This is a genomic window from Bacteroides sp. 43_46, assembly GCF_001915455.1.
Lineage (GTDB): Bacteria > Bacteroidota > Bacteroidia > Bacteroidales > Bacteroidaceae > Bacteroides > Bacteroides caccae.
The window spans coordinates 1-17,384 of the sequence record NZ_MNQN01000018.1 but is presented as its reverse complement, the minus strand read 5'-3'; the positions used below and the strand labels follow the sequence as shown (position 1 = coordinate 17,384).

Annotated in this window: 15 protein-coding genes; all 15 read left to right on the top strand. The window is 38.3% G+C overall.

The features are described from left to right. Positions 1-304 precede the first annotated feature (304 nt). The 15 genes from BHV72_RS02085 (at position 305) to BHV72_RS02015 (ending at position 17,192) form a co-directional block, all read left to right on the top strand. On the top strand, positions 305-856 hold the full coding sequence (locus tag BHV72_RS02085) for a helix-turn-helix domain-containing protein (protein ID WP_134771258.1): 552 nt from the start codon (positions 305-307) through the stop codon (positions 854-856). 8 nt (positions 857-864) lie between these two features. Continuing rightward, positions 865-2,124, top strand: coding sequence for a site-specific integrase (locus BHV72_RS02080; protein ID WP_134771259.1), 1,260 nt, complete (start codon positions 865-867; stop codon positions 2,122-2,124). Between the two features lie 20 nt (positions 2,125-2,144). Beyond that, positions 2,145-2,771: a hypothetical protein gene (locus BHV72_RS02075; RefSeq protein WP_134771260.1), complete on the top strand. Its 627-nt coding sequence runs from the start codon at positions 2,145-2,147 to the stop codon at positions 2,769-2,771. Positions 2,772-2,773: 2 nt separating this feature from the next. Beyond that, the gene (locus BHV72_RS02070; protein ID WP_134771261.1) at positions 2,774-3,172 is read left to right on the top strand and encodes a hypothetical protein; all 399 of its coding nucleotides are present in this window, start codon (positions 2,774-2,776) and stop codon (positions 3,170-3,172) included. Positions 3,173-3,357: 185 nt separating this feature from the next. Further along, entirely contained in the window at positions 3,358-3,717 is a 360-nt protein-coding gene (locus BHV72_RS02065; RefSeq protein WP_134771262.1) for a helix-turn-helix domain-containing protein, read from the top strand. Beyond that, entirely contained in the window at positions 3,704-4,906 is a 1,203-nt protein-coding gene (locus BHV72_RS02060) for a primase-helicase family protein (protein ID WP_134771263.1), read from the top strand. Before BHV72_RS02065 ends, BHV72_RS02060 begins: the two co-directional genes overlap by 14 nt. A 151-nt stretch (positions 4,907-5,057) precedes the next feature. After that, positions 5,058-5,924: a toprim domain-containing protein gene (locus tag BHV72_RS02055; RefSeq protein WP_134771264.1), complete on the top strand. Its 867-nt coding sequence runs from the start codon at positions 5,058-5,060 to the stop codon at positions 5,922-5,924. A gap of 205 nt (positions 5,925-6,129) precedes the next feature. Beyond that, entirely contained in the window at positions 6,130-6,525 is a 396-nt protein-coding gene (locus tag BHV72_RS02050) for a plasmid mobilization protein (protein WP_134771265.1), read from the top strand. A gap of 20 nt (positions 6,526-6,545) precedes the next feature. After that, positions 6,546-7,727, top strand: a complete 1,182-nt coding sequence (locus BHV72_RS02045; protein WP_134771266.1) for a relaxase/mobilization nuclease domain-containing protein — start codon at positions 6,546-6,548, stop codon at positions 7,725-7,727. A gap of 23 nt (positions 7,728-7,750) precedes the next feature. Then, a complete protein-coding gene (locus BHV72_RS02040) occupies positions 7,751-8,608 on the top strand; it encodes a hypothetical protein (RefSeq protein WP_234393352.1) in 858 nt (285 codons plus the stop codon). 382 nt (positions 8,609-8,990) lie between these two features. Beyond that, positions 8,991-10,331: a hypothetical protein gene (locus BHV72_RS02035; protein WP_234393351.1), complete on the top strand. Its 1,341-nt coding sequence runs from the start codon at positions 8,991-8,993 to the stop codon at positions 10,329-10,331. Between the two features lie 5 nt (positions 10,332-10,336). Beyond that, on the top strand, positions 10,337-11,401 hold the full coding sequence (locus tag BHV72_RS02030; RefSeq protein ID WP_134771267.1) for a DUF1848 domain-containing protein: 1,065 nt from the start codon (positions 10,337-10,339) through the stop codon (positions 11,399-11,401). Positions 11,402-11,514: 113 nt separating this feature from the next. Further along, complete coding sequence (locus tag BHV72_RS02025) at positions 11,515-15,522, top strand: DEAD/DEAH box helicase (protein WP_234393350.1); 4,008 nt, start codon at positions 11,515-11,517, stop codon at positions 15,520-15,522. Further along, positions 15,519-15,917, top strand: coding sequence for a BAR domain-containing protein (locus tag BHV72_RS02020; protein ID WP_134771268.1), 399 nt, complete (start codon positions 15,519-15,521; stop codon positions 15,915-15,917). The genes BHV72_RS02025 and BHV72_RS02020 overlap by 4 nt, the downstream gene beginning before the upstream one ends. A 24-nt stretch (positions 15,918-15,941) precedes the next feature. Next, positions 15,942-17,192, top strand: a complete 1,251-nt coding sequence (locus BHV72_RS02015) for a PDDEXK nuclease domain-containing protein (protein ID WP_134771269.1) — start codon at positions 15,942-15,944, stop codon at positions 17,190-17,192. The last annotated feature ends 192 nt before the right edge of the window (positions 17,193-17,384 follow it).

Below are 17,384 nucleotides of genomic sequence, written 5' to 3'. Positions count from 1 at the left end.
TGGCGCTCAGGCCGGTCCGGGTGCAGGTGCAGGACAACAGGCTAATCAGGGTTCTTCTAATAATAAAGAAGATATTCAGGATGCTGACTTCGAGGAAGTTAAGTAAGTATAGATAACTACCGAAAGGTATAGATAGATAAATCCGCATAGCTCAATGAGTTATGCGGATTTTCTTTTTAGTTAAACTTTGTATTTCTTTCGTTATATTCGGATATTAGCTGTATTTTTGTGCCATATCTGTACCAACACTTATTGGTAGATAATGTGACACTTAATAATATTAGTAATAATAAAACAGAACTGTATGGGTGCAGCAAAGTTTGAGATAACAAGAAAATGCAAGATTTGCGGTGAGCCATTCGTCGCAAAGACCATCACGTCTTGGTATTGCTCATCAAGATGTTCTAAAGTTGCATTTAAACGCAGAAAAGATGAAGAGAAAAGAAATGAGCGTTTGGATGCCATAGCCAAAGCTATCCCAAAAGACCAGGAATACATAACTGTACCTGAAGCATATTCCATGTTTGGCATCAGCAAGGAAACGCTTTATCGTTTAATACGCAAGGGTGTTATTCCAAGTGTGAATGTCGGGCAACGTCAAACACGGGTAAGTAAAGAAACGCTTATGGAAATGTACCCTCTAAGGAAGAGCTTGCTTAAGAAGCAGCCCAAGCCCATTCCCAAGCTGTATAGTTTGGAACCAAAGGATTGCTACACGATACAGCAAGCGTGTGAGAAATATCATATGAATGATAGTACACTCTATCTTCAAATCAGAAAGTTTTCAATTCCGACTCGGCAAATCGGCAATTTCGTATATGTACCCAAAAAAGAAATAGACAATCTCTATAAATAAGCATCCCTATGAAGAAATCTCTATCCCACACCCGTGTTTCCGTGAAACTTCGCAAGGCAGAGTTTCGCAAGGAATGGTATCTTTACATAGAGTCATATCCAGTTATCTGCAAAAACGGTGGCAAGCCACAGCGAGTGCGCGAGTATGTCAACCGTACTATAACCACTCCGATATGGGACAAAAGCAGAACTGCAAGAACAGCTTCTGACGGAAGTGTAACATATAAGCCGAAACGTGATGTCAATGGTGTCATCCTCTGCAAGTCGGAGCTTGACCAAGAATCATGCATCTATGCAGATAAGGTCAGGGCTATTAGACAAAAGGAATATGATACCATAGGACTTTACTCTGAATCAGAAGCCTCTTTATTGGAACAGAAAGAAAAATCGCAATGTGATTTCATTACCTATTTCAAGAGTATAATAGATATTCGGCACAGGAATAGTTCTGACTCTATTATCGTAAATTGGAATCGTGTATATGCACTGATGCTCATCTTTACCGACAATCAGCCTATGATCTTTGCCAACATAGACACAAAGCTGGTTGAGGATTTTAGGTTGTTCCTGTTGGATGCTCCACAAGGGGGCAACAAGAAAGGTACAATCTCACAAAATACGGCTTCCACTTATTTCGCAATATTCAAGGCTGGATTAAAGCAAGCGTTTGTTGATGGATATTTTGTATCTGATATTGCAGCTAAGATAAAAGGTATAAAAGAGAAAGAGGCAAGAAGGGAGCATCTTACCTTAGAGGAACTTAACCGATTGGTTTGTACACCATGCGATAATGCCACTATCAAACGTGCAGCCCTATTCTCTGCTTTGACAGGTCTTCGACATTGCGACATTATGAAAATGACATGGAAGGAGTTGACAAAGGAAGGTATTCACTATCGCATCAACTTCGACCAAAAGAAGACAAAGGGCGTTGAGTACATGCCTATTTCTGAGCAAGCGTATGATCTATGTGGAGAACCCGGGCATCCTGACCAATTAGTATTTGAAGGTCTGCCTGCCCCATCCTGGATTTCCAAACCTTTGTCAAGATGGATTGAAGCATCTGGAATCACTAAGCATATCACTTTCCATTGCTTCCGCCATACTTATGCTACGCTCCAGCTGAGCAATGGCACAGACATTTTCACGGTAAGTAAGATGTTGGGACATACCAATGTTCGTACAACGCAGAGATACACAAAAGTTGTAGATGAAAAGAAAGAGAATGCAGCCGATGCAATCAAGATAGATTTGGCTGCTATCAAGTAACATATTCACCTGTATTATATATGGCAAACATAATTGAAGAAATATTCAAGCGTTTACAAAGAGTAAACCATATCATAGCATCACGGACAAATGTATCAGACATTACATTTGCCGATGCTTGTGTGATAGCACAATTCTATCACGATTATCAGAACACCAACGGCATCATTGATGATGTTGAGAATTTGGCACGTCAAGACGGAAAATCCCTCTATGAAAGCGCTATAGGCTTAAAGAAGGAGGTGGATAAGTTTGTCTCTCTTGATTTGAGTGCTTGGAACGCATTGGACTTCATAAATATGGAGCAGTCTCACTTGAAAGAATATAAAGAGAGATGGGATGCGGCCAAAGATAAAGCAACGAATCTGTGGAGAAAGTATCAAACTGAAAGTAACAGACTTGATATGATGGATTTTAATTCAGAGGACTTCAAGACATTGGATGCACAGTGCGACAATATAAAGTTGGCATACGATGAAGCGCATAGGCAAGGAGAAGAACTATATGGCATATATAGGCAGGAGCAATTGAAGTGTGGACAGGTGCATTATTTTGAGATGCAATTTCTGGAGTTGCTGATTCGTAAAATATCAAAATTAGTAGATGTCATCCTAAAAAATGGAGAATACTTGGAGAAGGAGGTATAGACATGATTGATAAATCTTTAATACTGAAAGAAATAGCTCAGTTGAGGGATATTGTCGACCTTGGCGTTTGTGTAGGGGTTTATCAGACCTGTAATGGCAAGCAGTTCAAGCACATGCCCGCAAGCGACTTCATCAATTTTTTGAATCTCAAATTAGATAAAGCCAAAGTCCATCCACTGCCTCGACAAAAACAACGTATTTGCTATATGTTGTTTGCTGTTTCACACACCATAGCTTTGTCAGATTCCCCAAAGCATTGGATTGAAAGTATGTTGGAACTATGCGATATATCTCCAGAGTATTACGACAAACATCATAAAGATTTCCTTAGTGTTGGAGTTTCGGAAAAGAACAAAGAATACAAAGAAATAATAGATGAATCCATAAAAAGGAGTTACTAAGTGTGGATATCCCCACCATTCCACGCTTTTCCACAAAACTTACACTGTTTAACTATTGGCAGATGCGTTATTCACTTATTATCAAGTGAATAGCGCATCTGTCATTTTTATATCCCCACAAAGCCCCACGTATTGCCACACAAACGTAAATGTACCTTTGCACACAGAAACAAATATTGATAAATATGCAACAAGAAAACATCACGTTTAATGACATGCCTCAGATGTTGGCTGTCATGTATGCCAAACTTAATGAGTTGGGTGATAAGGTGGACAAACTGATACCACCAAAGAAGAGTGAAGAACAGCAATGGTTCAATGTAGCTGATCTCATAGAGTTTTTGCCTACTCACCCGGCAGAACAGACCATTTATGGTTGGACGAGTGCAAGAAAAATACCATTTCATAAAAAGGGAAAGAGTATCATATTCAACAAGAAAGAAATTGAGGAGTGGTTAAGAGAAGGTACTTATCGAAAATCGGAAGCAGATTTGGAGAACGAAGCCATGGCTTTTATAAACAACAAGCGTTATGGAAGGAAATAAGGAAGAATATATCAGAGTGGGTACTTGTCTGTACAAGATTGCCCAACAACCTTTAGCTAATGGTACTTGCACATTGCGTCGCATCCCATGGAGCTTTGGTACTATCCGACAGGATTATGGCAAGAACAATACGCCACCAATTCGGAAATATGACGGTTTTTGTACTGTACCCAGCCATACCGATTATCATAAAGAGATTGGCGGTTTCTACAATTTGTATGAGCCCATTGACCACATACCATCAGAAGGAGAGTTTCCAGACATTATGAAGCTGATACACCATATCTTTGGTGAACAATTTGAGTTAGGGATGGATTACATGCAGTTGCTCTATGCCAAACCTACGCAGAAGTTACCAATATTACTATTGGTATCAGAAGAGCGCAATACAGGCAAGACTACTTTCTTGAATTTTCTCAAGGCGGTGTTTGAAGACAATGTAACTTTCAATACCAATGAGGACTTTCGAAGCCAATTTAATGCGGATTGGGCAGGTAAGTTACTTATTGTTGTTGACGAGGTGCTGCTATGCCGACGAGAAGACTCAGAACGCCTAAAGAATTTGAGCACAGCACAGACATACAAGGTTGAAGCTAAAGGTAAGGACAGACAAGAAGTGAATTTCTTCGCCAAATTCGTCTTGTGCTCCAATAATGAGCTTTTCCCAGTTATCATTGATACAGGAGAGACACGTTATTGGGTGCGTAAGATAATGCCGTTGGAAAGCGATGATACGAACTTCTTGCAGAAGTTGAAAGCGCAAATTCCAGCTTTCTTGTATTACTTGCAACATCGGGCACTATATAGCACTAAAGAGAGTCGTATGTGGTTCAATCCAACGCTTATTCATACGGATGCTTTGGAACGCATCATGCAATGCAACCGCAACCATACGGAGATTGATCTCGTAGAGTTATTGCGCAGCATTATGGAATGTCAGAAAGTGGACAAGGTTTCATTTATACCACAAGACCTGCTGCCATTGCTTTCGATTAATGGGGTAAAGGTGGAATTGTGGCATATTCGCAAAGTAGTGAAGGAGTTATGGCGTTTGAAGCCGGCTCCAAATGCACTTTCATATACGACATACCAATACGACTACTCTAAGCCAACAAAATTTGGTGCAGTGAGTCGGGTGGGACGTTATTATACTGTGACTAAGGAGTTCATAGAATCATTAAACATATAATCTCTGTTGATTTGTTGAAATGATGAAAAGAAGAACATATACATTGTGGCATAAGCATTTACGGCTCAACAATATGGTCAACAGTAGCTCAACGATTTTCTCTTTTCATCATCCTAACTCAACAATTCAACAACTCAACAACAAATTAACGATGAATACATTCGATAATAAGCATATACAAATAGCAGATTTCCTTGCAGAAAAAGGTTATCTGCCGATTTCAAAGAAAGGGACTAATTGGTGGTATCTGTCACCATTGCATAATGAGAATACTGCATCTTTCAAGGTTAATGTGGATAAAAATGTGTGGTATGATTTTGGTTTGGGTAAAGGTGGTGGACTTGCTACTTTGGTCAATTTACTGTACCATCCAAATAACTTTCAGAATTATCTTCATCATCTTAGCGGCATTAGGACTTCGTTTCCCTCAACTCCCAAAACGACAAGGGAAGGCTCTGAAACTTTCAGCAATGTTGAAGTAAAGAGTTTGGGTAATTCTGCCCTGTTGAGATACCTCGGAAAACGTAGTATTGCTCAGCAAGTGGCAAGCCAATATTGCAAGGAGGTACATTACCGAAACCACGACAAGAATTACTTTGCCGTAGGTTTTCCTAACCGCTCTGGAGGTTACGAGATTCGTAATGCTTACTTCAAGGGGTGCATCTCACCAAAAGACATTTCGGTCATATCCAAAGGCAACAAAGATTGTCATGTGTTTGAAGGATTCATCGACTTCTTGTCCTATGTGGTATTACATGGAGACTGCGATGCCATTGTCCTTAATTCAGTTATCAATGTTCCCAAGTCAATAGACTACTTGAACAGATATGACACCGTCTATTGTCATTTGGACAACGACAAAGCTGGACACGATGCCACAGAACAAATCAGGATTTTGTGCAAGGGCAATGTGATAGATGCTTCTGAGGAATATGGAGAAGCTAAAGACTTGAACGAGTTCCTTTGTAAAAGGATGAATAGTCAAGGGCTTGTTCTGAGTTGTGGTTTCAAGCGGTAAATTAGGTTTCTACAATAGTCAAAAACAAGTGTAATCATTTAGGGAAGTTCTTTCGGGAGCAAGTTTGTGTTTTCGATATACGAAAACTATTCCAATCGGTATACCCGATTGTGCTATTGCCTTTGCCTATCAAGCATATGGCAAAGGTCAATACCTATTGAGAAACTTGCCCCTCAAGAACTGAAATAAGAAAGAATTAAATATAATGGCAAAACATGTTATCAACAATCCAGGAGGGCGCAAGCCTCTCCCTGAAGAGGAAAAGTATGGCAAGCCCATACCAGTTCGTTTCACACCAAAACAGTTTATCCGTATCAAACGTAAGGCTGGAGAGATGCCCATAAGTACCTACATTCGTGAAGGCGCACTTCATGCCATCGTGCGCCAACCTGTTTCGAAGGAGTTGATGAAAGAGATAAGAGGTTTGAATAATCTTGGAACGAATATCAATACCTTGGTTAAGCTTGCTTACCAAGCAGGGCTTATGACCATTGCAGACAAAGCCAACGAAGCCCTTGATGGAGTCAATGCTATTCTCCATCAAGCTCGTCTCAAAATCAAAGAGAAAGAAGACAATGACGAATCAAAAAATCAAAGTTAAACTACAAAATACGACAGCGTATGTATGGCAAAATTCTTCATGGAGCATCATTTGGAGGACTTATCAACTACATTAACGACCCACGCAAAAATGCGATATTGGTTGCTTCAAGCGACGGAATCAATCTCACGAATAACCAAACCATAACAGATAGTTTCTTGATGCAGGCAGGTTTGAGTGCTCGAACCAAGAAACCTGTAGGACACTTTATCTTATCGTTTTCACCCCATGATGCGCTACGTATTAATGACAATCTGTTAGGGCAAATAGTGAACGATTACTTGAAGCGCATGGGATATGACGACAATCAATTTGTTGCATTCCGTCATTTCGACAAAGAACACCCACATGTTCATATCATGGTAAATCGAGTAAACTTTAAAGGCAAATGCACCAAAGACTCACATGAGAAAGATAAGAACATAAAAGTGTGTAAGGAATTGACTGAGCAATATGGCTTATTTATCGCAAGAGGAAAAGAGGCTATCAAAGAAAGAAGACTTCGCTCAATGGATGCCATCCGTTATCAGATGTTGCATCGAGTAAGCGAATCGTTGCAAGTCTCTCGAAGTTGGAAAGAATTTGAGAATGAATTGTCAAAAGCAGGAATCCGTTTGCGCTTCCGATATAATACTAAGACAAACGGTATAGAAGGAATATCTTTCACTCTTGCCAAGGAAAATATCAGCAGCAAGTTGAAACATGACATCTCTTATAGTGGCAAGCAATTGGATTCATCACTCACTCTTGCATGTATTTGCAAGAAGCTTGGCAACCCTATTGCTATTGTCCATGAACAGGCAAGAGACATGTATGACGATGCTCGGCAAGAATGGTACGACACCCATAATGCCTACGAGGTAAGAGATATAGACAGAGTGTTCCCTGATTTCGATTTACGTTTCCCCTGGCAAGCCCAAGCAAGAATGTATGATGCCCCGCAGATGTGTGGCAACGAACAGACTTTGGAACAAGACTTCTTTGATGAATTGTACCAAACAGCAGATGACGTTTCCAATATAGGCAAAGGAGCGATTCAAGTAGGACTCATTTCCCTTGGAGCCATTCTCTTTCCTCCATATCAACCTGCCATATCTGCAGGTGGTGGAGGCACGTCTTCTAAACTTGGTTGGGGAGATGATGACAAATACAAGAAAAAATATAGCAGTAGAAGTCGCAGCTTCGGAAGAGGCAGAAGTTAATCAAACTTATAAACATCAATAATATGGCTAAATCAAATGAACAGTTGGAGGATATACTTGATGACTTGTCTGTTATCAAAAACAATAATGTCGCAACAGAACAGAGACTTGGTAATATCGAAAATCTATTGGCGAAGTTGGCAGCGAAAGAGGAGGTCGCACCAATAACGCCTGTTGCAAGCACCTCAGCAGCCTCCTTTCCTTATGACGAGATAAAAAGTGCTGTTCACGAAGAAATGGATAGTTACTTTAACGCTATGTCTGATTCTGCAGAACTTCTATCGGATAAGACCCTCAAACGCCTGGGGACCATCTTCATTGAACTGTATGTTGAAGAAATTGATAAATACTTGGAAAAAGACGAAAAGGAAAGAAAGTGCAAACGTAATGTGTATCTGCAAAAGCGAAAAGCGCAAGGCTTAATGACAATTGAGCAAGTAGCAGAATGGGCTCCACAATATTCGTTAGAAATCCAACGGACAATCCGTTACATCGGAATGAAAATCATTGATGAGAATGAATCTGTAGAAAAAGCACATGCGATTTTGAAGATATGGGGCGATGCTTTGCAAACCATCACAAGTCCTAAAACATCTCCTCCACCTACGTTGAAATCGTGGTGGCTCTACAGGTGGAACAGATTCAAACAAAGGACTGACAAATGGAGATTGCTCCAATGGTATCTTGTCATTCTTGGCATTATCGCCTGTGTTCTCTTTTCATCTCTATATCAAAATTGGGTTATGGATCTTGACAGAACTAACCGAATTTTCTACAAGAAGGTTATCATTGATGAAAAGAGAAAGAAGAATTATCAAGAGTTGGATTCACTTATCCACTCGGATTCATTCTTCAAAACATATTGGAACTTAAACAATTAAAGTACGCACGTTCCCCCATAATATTCTGCTCTTAAGTCTAAAAATGAAGTTTTAAGTAATGTTTTCGTTGATTTTCAGAATATCCTTCATGTTTTACAGATGTTTTCTGTATCTTTGTTATTGGATTTGGTATAACCATTTCCAGACATTAAGAAATATTAGGAGCGTTATGCTACTCTTGTAAGTGCAAAGCCTGAGAAACTGAAACACAAAATCAACAAGAATTGGCATGGCAGTTCCCACGTTATAGCGTGGGCTGCTTTACCATATCTGTTGATTAAGGTTTTCTCAGGGCCTGCACTTTAAGACGTGGTTATAGCAGTGCCACGCTTTTCGTTTAACTAATATGTCCTATAGGCTACTGATGGACTAACTTTTTGATATGGGAATATTCGATTTTTTAAACAATAAAAAGAAAGAGAAAGCACGACAAGAACAATTGCGTCTTCAAGAAGAAAAGCGTCGTGCAGAAGAACAACGACGATTGGCAGAGCGTCGTAAGCAAGAAGAACAACAAAGGCGTGAAGAATCGTTCTTGTCTAATTTCGAATTTGATTCTACCTGTCATCAGCGTTATGAAAATGGTCAACCTGTAAGAGGATTACAAGTCTGTCCGAGATATATAAAAATCAAAAAGAACATCAATGGATGTTCTGGGTATCAGCTTACACCTGGAGATGGGTATATCTTGACTGCAACAAATGGAGATACAGGACAACCACAGTTTGCCCCCAAACCAATGCGTGTAGTAAAATTCTCGGATTCTGAGATTTTGCTTAAGGGATATTGTGTCTCTGCACAAACACCTTTTGGATGGCAAGAGATTGATTTGTCGGATTATGGCTTTTCTATAATTTGGCAGAATGGCATAATTCAAAAATGCATTCTACATATGTATGATAGAAATGTTGATTTGGAATACCAAAGAACAAGCCAATCAACAGCTTTGTTCTCTAAAGATGAACTGAAGTCAATAATTGCTATTCTTTCCGACATTAGTTATATCTTTTTGAAATCAGACCGTTTAGTTGGAGGCAGAAACGAGAAAATGAAAAGTAGACTATTCTCATACGCAGGTATATTTGGCTACTATTATGAGGAAGAATACGCTTATGGTAAAGTTTCTGATATAACCGATAATAATATTGCCTCTCATTATGTTTTGGTTAAATTAAGCATGTCTGATGATTCTCACAGACGAAACGTTGTTCGGGATTTAGCTGATAATTGGTCTGATGTTTTACAGGTTATATTCAATTTGGAACTTGATGACAACGAAGCAGGTAATAGATTGAAAAAAATGGAAAGCAATATACATACAGTGACCAAGGCTATAGAGAAGCTTTCTGGTAAAAACTGCAAGAAGCCTTCCAATCCTCTTAAAGTACACCCAAAGAAAGTCTCATACAATCCATTCAATATTACAGAAGACTTGAAACTTGCTGAAGGACGGGCAATTCCAGACATCACAGATGTCTTTGCCAGAGAGCTTGTTCCTATGCTTGCGTCTAACCAACATTCATCAGATGAGTCAAGAGATATTGTTGCGAACTATGCATTGAGTATGATAAAGTCATATTATGATAATGCAGGTTTTGTTCCTATGTTAATTGTAGATCAAATTACAGGACAGGTTAACCAAGTCGCAGAAATGGTGGAACATATATCATATGCTCCACAAAAAAATCTAAAAGAATATATCTTAAGTAAAATATACAGATAGAATTTATGGCAACATGGGCTAAACAAAAACTTCCACGTGAGAATGGGGAACTTGTAGATATGCAAGTTCCTATTCTTGTTTCTGCAAGTAGAAGCACGGACATACCTGCTTTCTATGCAGATTGGTTCTTTTACCGTCTTGATAAAGCTGGCTATTCTGCATGGACAAACCCTTTTAATGGGGTGAAAAGTTATGTGTCTTACAAGGACACACGGTTTATTGTGTTTTGGTCGAAGAACCCTAAGCCATTGTTGCGTCATCTGCCAATCCTCAAACAACGTGGAATCGGGTGTTATATTCAATACTCATTGAATGATTATGAGGAAGAGGGGTTGGAAAAGAATGTACCACCTATAGAACAACGTATAGAAACATTCAAACAACTTACCAATGCTCTTGGTAAGGGGCATGTGATTTGGCGTTTTGACCCTTTAGTTCTCACAGATAGCATAAATATCGATAAGTTGCTTGATAAAGTTGAAAATATTGGTAACCAGCTACTGGGATATACAGAGAAACTTGTGTTTAGTTTTGCCGATATACTTTCCTATCGCAAGGTGCAAGCCAATCTTCAAAAAGCCAATATAAATTATATAGATTGGCAAGAAAATCAAATGCGAGAGTTCGCTCGTCGATTATCTGTACTTAACCAAAAATGGGGATATGAGCTGGCAACATGTGGAGAGAAAATAGACCTGACAGAGTTTGGAGTTAAAAAGAATCATTGTGTTGATGATGAACTTATCATTAAGTTAGCCTATGATGACAAAAAATTAATGGATTATCTAAAAGTCAAGTTCTATCCCATGCCACAAAAAAGCCTATTTGGAGACTCTGAGTCTTTACCAGATAGTGCTATCATACTTCCTAATGGAATGTATGCACTTCATGGAGACAACAAGGACAAAGGCCAAAGAGCATTTTGTGGTTGTATAAAAAGCAAGGATATAGGTGAATACAATACTTGTGTGCATGGTTGCGAATATTGCTATGCAAATGCGAGCAAGCAGGCTGCGGTAATGAATTATAAATGTCACAAAGAAAATCCTTGGAGTGAAACAATTACTTGAAAATGAGCTATATAGACGACATTCATAGAATAGACAATCTGACAATCAATGAGATTATTCGGATTTCCAACAAGTACGTACCTAATCGATATAAATTAGAACCATGGAGGTACATGGATGGTCAAGGACGTACTTTGGAGCATGGCACTGCAGTCTTAGAAACAGAAGAGCAGTGTTGTGCTTACATGTCTGCATATGGACCTATGCATCGTCATAAGCTTATGCGTGCTTTGGATGAAAAGGAGTTTCCTTATTCAGATTTAACTGGCGGCATTGAAATTTACGATTGGGGATGTGGTCAGGGTATAGGAACAATGGCTGTAATAGAAAAGCTCCGTCAACATAATATGCTCAGAAAACTCTGTAAAGTTGTCCTTGAAGAGCCTTCTAATGTTGCAAGAGATAGAGCTGTCATACATGTAAAAAAAGCATTGGAAGATTATAATGCTGATGTTATTGCAGTCTCAAAGTATCTACCATCGGACAATGGAGACAATAGCAATTGTATCACTTCTATAAATGTAGAACAGCCAACCGCTATCCACATATTTTCTAACATACTTGATATTGAAGCAGTGAGCTTGAAGGGCGTTTCAAAAATGATAACCTCTTCAGGTCAAAAGCATATTGTACTTTGTATTGGACCTGCCAATCTTAACGAAAGCCGAATATTATCTTTTCGCAACTATTTCGTAGAAAATCATATTCATATCTTTACTAAATTTAGAGAGACTAATTTCGGTCTCCATCCTAACCGTAAAGCATATGGTTGCTTGATTAATAGTTTCAGTTATAGTCTTTCACAAACGTCTGAGATTCTGCATGAATACAAATATTTTGCACCTATTCAGTATTTTGCATCCTTTACAGACACGATAACAAAATCGTCCCTTAAAGAGAGTGCGTTTGAAATATTAGCTCCTTTTGATATAACTGCTCATAAGAATTTATGTCCAGTCTATGCATTAATGAGCAATCTGATTTCACGAGGTTGTCCAACTTTGGCAAGTAAAAAAATACTGGATTATGTGTCTAATATGTCTGATACTCAAAAAGCAAAGAGTCTTAACGCCATTGCACGTATCCAGAAGACATTTATTGAAGCAATAATTTCCGAACGACTGGATACAAACAAGCTGGAATGGAAAATTCTCATCATAGAGGACAACACTTCTGTAGCAAAGATTTCTTTAGAGGATTTTTCAGAGACTTACCATAATCTCATAGCTATGACTAAAGATTATGATGATATGGTATTGCCCAAATTGTCTGTTTGCATCAAAGATAATGCTTCTTCGGGAATAGAATATGATGCAATTATTGACATTTCAATAGATCAACTATGCAATGCAAAAGAGGTTACTTTCTCTAGATTTAAGGTTTTAAATGATTGCTATTTCATTGTGCGTTCATCAGAAAAAGTGTATGAAGACCGAATTCTTTATACAACTGAGCGTATTAACTATAAGCCATTTGTAGAAAAAGACAGTTACGGAATATATCATAAGATTGAAGATAATTGCTCAAGACTCAGGTATTTCTTAAATCTCATCTTTAGAAAAGAAGATTTCAGACCAGGACAGTTACCTATATTAAATAGAGCCCTCCAATTAAAAAGCGTAATTGGTTTGCTTCCAACAGGAGGTGGTAAGTCTTTGACTTATCAGCTTGCGGCTATGTTACAACCATCGGTTACACTTGTTGTGGACCCATTGAAAGGTTTGATGAAAGACCAATATGATGGGTTGTTAAATATTGGTATAGACTGTATATCATACATCAACAGTGACATCACTAAGAATTATGAGGAAGGCAGAAAACGTGAACTTGCATTGACGGGTTCGCAAGTTCAAATAATGTTCTTGTCACCAGAACGTTTAAGTATTCACAGATTTCGTGATGTTTTACGCTCTATGCGTGAATCAAGTGTATATTTCTCTTATGGTGTAATAGACGAGGTTCATTGTGTATCTGAGTGGGGACATGATTTCCGTCTTGCATATCTTCATCTTGGCAGAAACTTATTCAATTATGTACTTCCAAAAGAAGTGGAAGGAGAAGATAACCATATATCATTGTTTGGTCTTACAGCAACGGCATCATTCGATGTCCTTGCCGATGTAGAACGTGAATTGTCTGGTCCGAATGCATATTCTTTAGAGGATGATGCAACTGTTAGGTATGAAAATACAAATCGTCTTGAGCTTCAATATAATGTATATGAGGTTGATGCAAAAGATGCACCGAATGCGTGGGCTGTTGGAGATATAAAGGAAGAAAAACTTCTCGAAGTAATAAACGATGCTACTCAAAAAATAGCCGATATACAAGATAACAGTGCTGTAAAATACATCAAAGAGCGATTTGTCGAACGTGAGAATTTGATAGATTCTACAATTATAGATAAAATACACCATACAAACCTTGGTGTTGATGTAGAGAATGAGTGGTACAACCATACTAATACCAACACTGCTGGTATCGTATTTTGTACACGAGCATCAGATAGAGCAAATCTTAGCGTTCCAACAGTAGAAGCTAGTCTTCGTAATCATGGGTTAAGAAGCATTTCAACATATAAAGGTGGTGATGATACAGCCTGTCAAGATTCTTTTCTTAAGGGTAGGACAAACATAATGGTTGCGACAAAGGCTTTTGGTATGGGTATCGACAAGTCTAATGTGCGAATGACATTCCACTTGAACTACCCAGGGTCTTTGGAGTCTTTTGTGCAGGAGGCTGGACGTGCAGGGCGTGACAAGAAGATGGCATTAGCTACGATCATGTATTCTCCGAAGAAATTTTGGGTGAAAAATGTAAAGACTGATAAATGGCAAGATTTTTCTGCAGATTACACGAATAACAAATTCTTCTATGATAGCAACTTTCTTGGTGAAGAGTTTGAATTGTTTGTCATGGAACTACTTATGAATAACCTACAAGTAAAGATTAGTAATGAGGAGTTTTATGACGTAGACAAGCCGTGTATTGCAAATTCACAAGGCATTGTCAAGTTTATAAAGCGATATGAAAAGGGGCATATATTAACTTATTATATATCATACGAAGAAGATGAGAAAGTCCTTGATGGATATAATCAGTATCTTTCTACAAAAAATATGCCTGTATTCAATACATATAATGCCAGAAATTTAAAAAACAGTCGTGGATATAGCTATATCCGTGATTATGGTTCTGCTGTTTATAAGGATGCCATACAGAAAGCTATTTATAGAATGTGCGTTATAGGCCTAATTGATGATTTCACAGAAGACTATTCAAAACGAACTTTCCGTATCACGACGATTTGCCAAGATGAATCAGAATATCTCGAACATCTCAGGTTATACTATCGTAAATACTATTCTACCGAAAGGGTTGAAAGTATGATGGGAGAGGTTAGGAAGCTTGCCAATACCGAAGGAGTAATCATGGCTTGCTTGAAGCACCTTACTTCTTTTATTTATAAGAGTATTGCCGATAAGCGAGCACGAGGAATCCTTGATATGGAGCAGTTCTGCAATATGGCCATTAGCTCAAAAAAGGATTGGAAGGAAACAAATGAGGAGCTCAAAGACTTCATTTATTATTACTTCAATTCTAAATATGCGCGTGAGGGATTTGTTACATACGATTCCAACTTACAACAGGATGTGCCTTTCTCATTGAAAGATGACACAAGCCACGATATTTATTCAGAAGATAAGATTACAAGTTTTGAACTTGTGAGAAAGTATATGAGAGTCGTGGATGCAGAAATCGTAAACAACGACTCGCAAATGGATAATATAAAACATCTTCAAGGTGCTGTTCGATTGATACGTCGTGCCATTGCGGAAATGAATCCTGTATTAAACCTTCTCAATGTATTCTGCATCCTATATCTTGGACAAGAGGCAAACGAAATGCTGGAAGATGAACTCTACAATGATTATAAAGCTGTGTATGAACAGTATATGGATGAAGGTAAGTCAGCCCTGATAGATGAGTTTACGCAACTTCTTATCAAGCATGCTGCTCTAAAAGATAAAGAATACATAAACAAAATCCAGTTGGCAATCCAATTGGAAGAACATGTGAAAGCATTTAGTAATATCAAAAATAAATATGCAGAAAAATGATTGACCAAAGAATCAATGACTCCCTGAAGGAGTTGGAGCAAGGTCTTAAAAATATCGACTCAGCTCGAAAGCAAGTAGAAAGGACTATAAATTCGTATGATGGATTACACAATTCAACATCCGAATATGTAACTCAACTCGGCAAATTGACAACAAAAGTCAAAGAACTTGTTACAGCTATAGGAACAGATTACAATCAGAAAGCTACAGCTTTCGATAAAGATCGAAAGGTAATTGTTGATTCGGCAAATTCTGCAATACATGAACTTTCCAATTCAACAGAAGCCTTCAAAAATTCTTTAAACAATGTTGAGAATAAATTGAAGTATAGTTTAATCGTAAATATTACCCTTTTTGTTATTTTGGGAATGATAGTATTTCTGACTTCCAAATAAAATAAGGCATAATAAAGAAACGATATGGCAGATAACAACAAACCATATTTCGTCACCTCCAAAAATTTTCATGGTGACAACGATTATGTGGAATGGCTGAAAGAGATAAAGAGTCGCTATCAAGCTATCCGCAATCGTGTAGTGATGCAAAGCAATTATGGAGCTTTGGAATTCAACTGGCTTTTAGGACGTGACATCGTACAGAAAAGGGCTGAGTCGAGATGGGGTTCTGGCACCGTAAACCAACTGTGCCTTGACCTTAAAGCTGCTTACCCTGACGTGAAAGGATTCTCTGTGAGAAACCTCTACTACATGAAGGAGTGGTATGAGTTTTATATGGCTGATGAAGAGCATAAGGAAATTTTGCACCAGGTAGGTGCAAAATTACAAGAGGCTGAAAATCAGAATCCTATAAAATTGCACCAACTAGGTGCAGAAATTGTTTCGGCAGACAAAATTTCCGCCATCTTAGCAGAAGGAGGAATGCTGCCAGTGTTTGGAATTGTGCCATGGAAGCACCATTTAACGCTGATTTCTAAATGCAAATCCATCAAAGAAGCATTCTATTATATGGCGCGTGTTATTGATGAGGGACTTAGCAAACGAGAATTGGAAGATGTTATAGATAATGATGACTTTTCCAAGTATGGGAATGCTTTAACCAACTTTTCATCACAGCTATCAACAAGCCAAAGTCTGTTGGCTATGAATGTGTTGAAGGATCCATATCGCCTTGATTTCGTTACATTAGAGAGAGGATACGACGAGCATGATTTGGAATCAGCCATTGCAAAAGACATTACACGATTCCTGCTTGAACTTGGAAGTGGGTTTACTTATGTCGGAAGACAGCCTGAATTTGTCGTTGGCAACGAGGGCTATTTCCCAGACTTGCTGTTTTACCATATTCGGCTTCGTTGCTATGTGGTTATTGAATTAAAGGTTGTTGATTTTAAACCCGAGTTTGCTGGCAAGTTGAATTTCTATGTGACAGCATGCAACAAACTTCTTCGCCAACCAGAAGATAACCCTACCATTGGCCTTCTGCTTTGTAAGTCAAAAGATCAAACTAAAGTTGAATGGGCTTTTGATAGCATACAGAATCCTATGGGTGTGGCTACTTACGAAGGAATTAAAATAAAAGACAAACTTCCTTCTGTCGAAGATCTGAAAAAACGCCTTGACATGGTGGAGCAGGAGCTCAGAGAATATAAAGAGAATGAGGAGGCTTCTGCAAAGGAAGGAAATTACACATCCAATCAAGAAACAAAATAGCTGTATTATCTTGTATTTCTATGCTTTAGATAATTCATATTTGTACCAACATGATATAAACTACTGATTATCAGTATGGTTTGTTTTCGAGGAAGTCAAATAATAAGTAATTCAAAGTCGTAAAGTAAGAAATTACTGAATAGATAAATCATAAATGAGGCATAATTAATAGTAATTGTGTCTCATTTTTTT